Source organism: Anaerobiospirillum sp. NML120448 (genome assembly GCF_023050945.1).
Lineage (GTDB): Bacteria > Pseudomonadota > Gammaproteobacteria > Enterobacterales > Succinivibrionaceae > Anaerobiospirillum.
On sequence record NZ_JALKIM010000117.1, the window covers coordinates 1 to 6,212 of the forward strand.

The 6,212-nt window shown below is 38.2% G+C and carries 4 protein-coding genes; all 4 read right to left on the reverse strand.

The window, feature by feature from the left end:
- Nucleotides 1–403: 403 nt before the first annotated feature.
- Nucleotides 404–1,804: a glycoside-pentoside-hexuronide (GPH):cation symporter gene (locus tag MXE38_RS11725; RefSeq protein WP_246915260.1), complete on the reverse strand. Its 1,401-nt coding sequence runs from the start codon at nt 1,802–1,804 to the stop codon at nt 404–406.
- A gap of 578 nt (nt 1,805–2,382) precedes the next feature.
- On the reverse strand, nt 2,383–3,822 hold the full coding sequence (locus MXE38_RS11730) for an MFS transporter (RefSeq protein ID WP_246915263.1): 1,440 nt from the start codon (nt 3,820–3,822) through the stop codon (nt 2,383–2,385).
- Nucleotides 3,823–4,366: 544 nt separating this feature from the next.
- The gene (locus MXE38_RS11735; RefSeq protein WP_246915266.1) at nt 4,367–5,806 is read right to left on the reverse strand and encodes a glycoside-pentoside-hexuronide (GPH):cation symporter; all 1,440 of its coding nucleotides are present in this window, start codon (nt 5,804–5,806) and stop codon (nt 4,367–4,369) included.
- 172 nt (nt 5,807–5,978) lie between these two features.
- A partial coding sequence (locus MXE38_RS11740) for a hypothetical protein (RefSeq protein ID WP_246915269.1) occupies nt 5,979–6,212 on the reverse strand: 234 nt, incomplete at its 5' end.

The following is a 6,212-nucleotide window of genomic DNA, read 5'->3' on the forward strand; positions in this document are numbered from 1 at the left end:
ATAAGTGTTTAATAGCTTATAAGTCCTGACTATAAAACTACACTATTTTATCCTTCTGTATTATATTTTATAAACAACGTTAATTATTTGTTTTTATCTGACGCATCAAATTGTCGGTCTATATGTAATATTGCCTCACGCTGTATGAGGCATACTGGTTGTTGTAAAAAAGAAAAATTAACCATTATGCGGCAAAACTCTTAGCCTTGTTTATTTGACTAGCGCATTACGCTTAGCTTTAGCGCTGGTGCCTGGCATAGTGTCTCGTTTGGGAGGCAAACTTTAAAAGCCTTGGCGCATAATTAGCTTTAGGATGGGCAAGCAAGGTATGCACTTGCTTGCCAACTTATTTTGCCTCCAACTAAAGAGGATCAGAGGCTATACTGGTTGTTGTGAAACCTTTTTAAGCATTAATTGAGGTGCTATCTTGTTTACGTTTTTGCAACTCACTAATGATTTGAGGGTAAAGCTTATCGAGCTTATAGCCAATCATACTGATAATACCTAGTACGAATAAGGCTGATGGAATAGCGGTAGTGGCAATTAAAATGGTAGTCATAGACATGTCAGTTTGAGTCTCAGCACCGTTAACATAGCCACCATATTGCATTACAGTTGAGGCTATTACAGGGCCTAAGCCATTGGCCAATTTCATACCAAAGGAAGCGCCTGAGTAAACCATACCCTCATGACGCTCATGGTCAATATACTCACCATACTCTACGCAATCAGGCAACATGGCAAATACACAAGCGTAGGTAAAGCCCTGACCAAAGCCAACAATAGCTGCTGCAACATAAGCAATGTTGGCATTGTATGGATCAATTAAGCGTAATAAGTAGCCCACTACAATGATGGCACAAGCAAAGATTAGAGAATTTCTCTTACCCACCTTTTTAAGCATGATAGGCAAGATAACAATCATGGCACCAACCTTAATAGAGTTACCAATGGTGGCAAAAGCACCAATTAAATTAGGATCTTCTAAGAAGTAGCGGCAGTAGTAAGTATTAGCAGAGCCAGAAACCATATCACCAGTAAAGGTAGCTAACATAGCACCTGTAAGCATGAGCCAATACTTATTTCTAAAGAGGCCCTTAATTACAATTAAGGTAGTATTTAAATCACTCTTAGCAGGTGGTGGAGTTACGATACGCTCATGACAAAAAGCAAAGGTTAAAAAGAAGGTAAAACAAGCAATTAAACCTAAAATTACAAAAGTAATAGTCCAAGCCTTTTGATCACCTCCAAAATACTCAACCATTGGGAAAGTTACTACCATGGCTAAGGTGCTACCAGCTGTGGCTAACAACATACGGTAGATTACTAAAATTGATCTTTGGTAAGAATCATTAGTCATGCTGGTGGTCATAGAGCCATAAGGGAGGTTAATGGCGGTAAATACCACAGTAATAGCAAAGTTGTAAGTAATAAAAATGTAGATATATTTGAAGATATCTGACATGCCTGCAGGTACGGTAAAGAGCGCAACCATAGCCACAAAGAAAGGCAAAATCATTCGTAGTACCCAGGCACGGGCCTTGCCATAAGGGCTCTTGGTATTTTCAATTAACCAACCTACAAAGAGATCGGAAAAACCATCTAAAAAGCGTGAAGCCAACATTATGGTGGCGACAATAGCAATATTAACGTTTACTACCTCAGTGTAGTAATAAATCAAAATGGCTCCTGCTGGAGTACATAAAAGCTGACTGGCAAAGTCTCCTAAACCATAGGAAAAACGCTCCATAAATCCAATATTAGGATTTTTTTGCGGATTGTTTACCAAAGCAGAAAACAACATGTAATCATCCTTAAAAGAACATAAGTTAAGTATCTTTAGTTTGCTTTAAAAGAACATAAGGCCAACTTTGAAAGACACAACAGTTCTTTAATTTTTCAAAACAACACACACACATGCACATAAGTGCTATTGCTTCTAGGAAAGGTCTTTTCCTTAAAAAGCAAAAATGAAAGTATTAATTTCGTGCATCTTGGCTTCTAGATGACAGAGGTTAATACTTTATTCAATCTAGAGTTTTAACCGTAATTACTTAACATTACTGGGTACGTTAAACAATATAGGTAAGGCTAGATTATTTTTGCTAAAGCGCCTTACAAAGCCAATTAGTCTTGTAAAGCAACTACAAAAATTCTGATTAATAAGATGTAGTACTTTGTTGTTAATACCATTGGGCTAAACATAGTTAAACCCTTGACAGCTAGAGCTATTAAGAGCTTTTTGACAAAGCTATAATCTATAATCTATAAGCTATAAGCCTTGTCAAAAAGTTCTTCTTTAAGAAGGCAAGCTAAATAGTACATTTGCCTATTAGCCTGCCTTTGTATGTGATGAAAACCTAGAAAGTGTCTAATTGTTAATTAGGCTTGAGTATTAGCATCAGTTGCAGGAGCCTTGTAGTTAGGGGCTAAAGGATCGCCCTCAACCTTACGTCTTTTTAACTCATCGATAACCTCAGGATAGATCTTGTCAAGCTTATAGCCAAGTACAGAGACAATACCAAGGATAAAGAGGCCAGCAGGTAATACAGTGTTTGCTAATAAGAGGGTGTTCATAGCCTCAGCAGTCTGCTCTGTAGCGCCGTTAACATAGCCTCCAAATTGCATTACAGAGGATGCTAATATAGCACTTAAGCCAGCAGCTAACTTCATACCGAAGCTTGCGCCTGAGTAAACCATACCATCGTGACGCTCGTGATCAATGTACTCTCCATACTCTACACAGTCAGGTAACATGGCGAACAAGCAAGCGTAGCTAAAGCCCTGACCAAAACCAACAACAGCTGCTGCCAAATAAGCAATGTTAGCATTGTATGGATCAATTAAGCGTAATAAGTAGCCCACTACAATGATGGCACAAGCAAAGATTAGAGAATTGTTCTTACCTATCTTTTTAAGCATGATAGGCAAGATAATAATCATGGCTCCAATTTTAAAAGAGTTGCCAATAGTGGCAAAGGCACCAATTAAATTAGGATCTTCTAAGAAGTAGCGGCAGTAGTAAGTATTAGCATAGCCAGAAACCATATCACCAGTAGAGGTAGCTAACATAGCACCTGTAAGCATGAGCCAATACTTATTTTTAAAGAGGCCCTTAATTACAATTAAGGCGGTCTTTAAATCGCTCTTAGCAGGTGGTGGAGTTACTATGCGCTCATGACAAAAAGCAAAGGTTAAGAAGAAGCAGAAGCAAGCTAATGCACCTAAGATCATGAAAGTAATAGTCCAAGCGGTCTGATCATTTCCGAAGAACTCAACCATTGGGAAAGTTACTACCATGGGTAAGGTGCCACCAACTGTGGCTAACAACATACGGTAGATTACTAAAATTGATCTTTGGTAAGAATCATTAGTCATGCTGGTGGTCATAGCGCCATAAGGGAGGTTAATGGCGGTATAAACCACAGTAATGGCAAAGTTGTATGACACAAAGATGTAGATATATTTGAAGATATCTGACATGCCTGCAGGTACAGTAAAGAGCGCAACCGTAGCCACAAAGAAAGGCAAAATCATTCGTAGAACCCAGGCACGGGCCTTGCCATAAGGGCTTTTGGTATTTTCAATTAACCAACCTACAAAGAGATCGGACAAACCATCTAAAAAGCGTGAAACCAATATTAAGGTAGCTACAATAGCAATATTAACGTTTACTACCTCAGTGTAGTAGTAAATTAAAATGGCTCCTGCTGGGGTACATAAAAGCTGACTGGCAAAGTCTCCTAAACCATAGGAAAAACGCTCCATAAATCCAATATTAGGATTTTTTTGCGGATTGTTTACCAAAGCAGAAAACAACATGTAACCATCCTTAAAAGAACTTAAGTTAAGTATCTTTAGTTTGCTTTAAAAGAACATAAGGCTAACTTTGAAAGACACTACAGTTCTTTAAATTTTCAAAACAACATACATGCACATAAGTGCTATTGCTTCTAGGAAAGGTCTTTTCCTTAAAAAGCAAAAATGAAGGTATTAATTTCGTGCATCTTGGCTTCTAGATGACAGAGGTTAATACTTCATTTAATCTAGAGTTTGAGCCTTAATTACTTAACATTACTGGGTAAGTTAAAGAATATAGGTAAGGCTAGATTATTTTTGCTAAAGCAACTACAAAAATTCTGATTAATAAGATGTAGTACTTTGTTGTTAATACCATTGGGTTAAACATAGTTAAACCCTTGATAGCTAGAGCTATTAAGAGCTTTTTGACAAAAGCTATAAGCTATAAGTCTTGTCAAAAAGTTCTTCTTTAAGAAGGCAAGCTAAATAGTACATTTGCCTATTAGCCTGCCTTTGTATGTGATAAACCTAGAAAGTTTTTGGGTTGTTGTTATCTAACTGTTAATTAGGCTTGAGTATTAGCCTCAGCTGCTGGAGCCTTGTAGTTAGGGGCTAAAGGATCACCCTCAACCTTACGTCTTTGTAACTCCTTGATAACCTCAGGATAGATCTTGTCAAGCTTATAGCCTAATACAGATACAATACCAAGGATAAAGAGGCCAGCAGGTAATACAGTAGTTGCGATTAAGATGGTGTTCATAGCCTCAGTAGTCTGCTCTGTAGCGCCGTTAACATAGCCACCAAATTGCATTACAGAGGATGCTAATACAGCACCTAAGCCAGCAGCTAACTTCATACCGAAGCTTGCGCCTGAGTAAACCATACCCTCGTGACGCTCGTGGTCGATGTACTCACCATACTCTACACAGTCTGGTAACATGGCGAATACGCAAGCGTAGGTAAAGCCTTGACCGAAGCCCCAAATAGCAGCGGCAATGAAAGCTACAGTAGCGCTATATGGATCAATAAATCTAATTAACGCAGCACAAGCAATTACAGCACAGGCAAACATCAGAGCGTTTCTCTTACCAATAGTTCTGAGCATAATTGGTAAGATTAAGATCATGGAGCCAACCTTAAAGACATTCATAATGGTGGCAAAAGTACCAATATGATTTGGGTTGTCTAAGAAGTAACGGCAGTAGTAAGTATTAGCGGTACCAAATACCACGTCAGCAGTAAAGGTAGTTAACATGGCGAAAGTTAACATGATCCAATACTTGTTGTGGAATAAGCCCTTGATTACCTTTAAAGTGGTCTTTAAATCGCTCTTCTCAGGTGCTGGAGTAATAATACGCTCATGACAGAAAGCAAAGGTTAAGAAGAAGCAGAAGCAAGCTACTGCACCTAAGATCATGAAAGTAATAGTCCAAGCGGTCTGATCATTACCGAAGAACTCAACCATAGGTAAGGTTACAATCATGGTTAAGGTGTTACCTGCGGTAGCTAAAAGCATACGGTAGATAACGATAATAGATCTTTGGTAAGAGTCATTGGTCATAGTAGTGGTCATAGAGCCATAAGGGAGGTTAATGGCGGTATAAACCACAGTAATGGCAAAGTTGTATGACACAAAGATGTAGACATATTTGAGCCAATCAGACATCCCTGGAGGCACTGAGAACATAGCCACCATGGCAATGAAGAATGGAATCAACATGCGGATCAGCCATGCACGAGCCTTACCATAAGGGCTCTTGGTATTTTCGATTAACCAACCAACAAATAGATCGGAAAAACCATCAAGGAAACGTGAGAGCAACATAATGGTTGCAACAACAGCAATATTTACGTTTACAAACTCAGTGTAATAGTAAATCAAAATACTGCCAGTAGGGGTGTAGAGCATCTGGCTAGCAAAATCGCCTAAACCATAGGAAAATTTCTCTACAAATCCAATATTAGGATCTTTTTGAGGGTTGTTTGCAAGACGAGGAAACAACATGATTGACTCCTTTTAAGACCAACTTAGAGTTTTTAAACCCTAGAAGTTCTTTAAAAGCATGAATGAGCACCAAAGCTCTTTCATTAAACACACACAAAACCTTGATCTTCTCTATACTCAATCATAGACAAAAGAGTAAAAAGATATAAAAAAGAGCTATGAGCATTAGTCTTTACATCAAGGCAACTTGTTTGGCTATAACAACTATAGAACGAGCAAAGTAAATAGTTATTATGATGGCTGCTACTTTCTTATTAGAGTATGGGTGGAGTAAAAGAACATAGCCCGGCATTATTGATAGGTATCGATTGGTGATTAAAGAAAAACCTAAAAATTTAGGGAGAAAATTTGGATCGTTTTGATCCTTTTTTTTTGTCAAAATGTTGTAACTAGTGAAGTGATAAAA

What these genes read in the sequence shown, in the direction of transcription:
- MXE38_RS11725 (WP_246915260.1), bottom strand. Translation starts at nt 1,804, where the DNA reads ATGTTGTTTTCTGCTTTGGTAAACAATCCGCAAAAAAATCCTAATATT.
- MXE38_RS11735 (WP_246915266.1), bottom strand. Translation starts at nt 5,806, where the DNA reads ATGTTGTTTCCTCGTCTTGCAAACAACCCTCAAAAAGATCCTAATATT.
- MXE38_RS11730 (WP_246915263.1), bottom strand. Translation starts at nt 3,822, where the DNA reads ATGTTGTTTTCTGCTTTGGTAAACAATCCGCAAAAAAATCCTAATATT.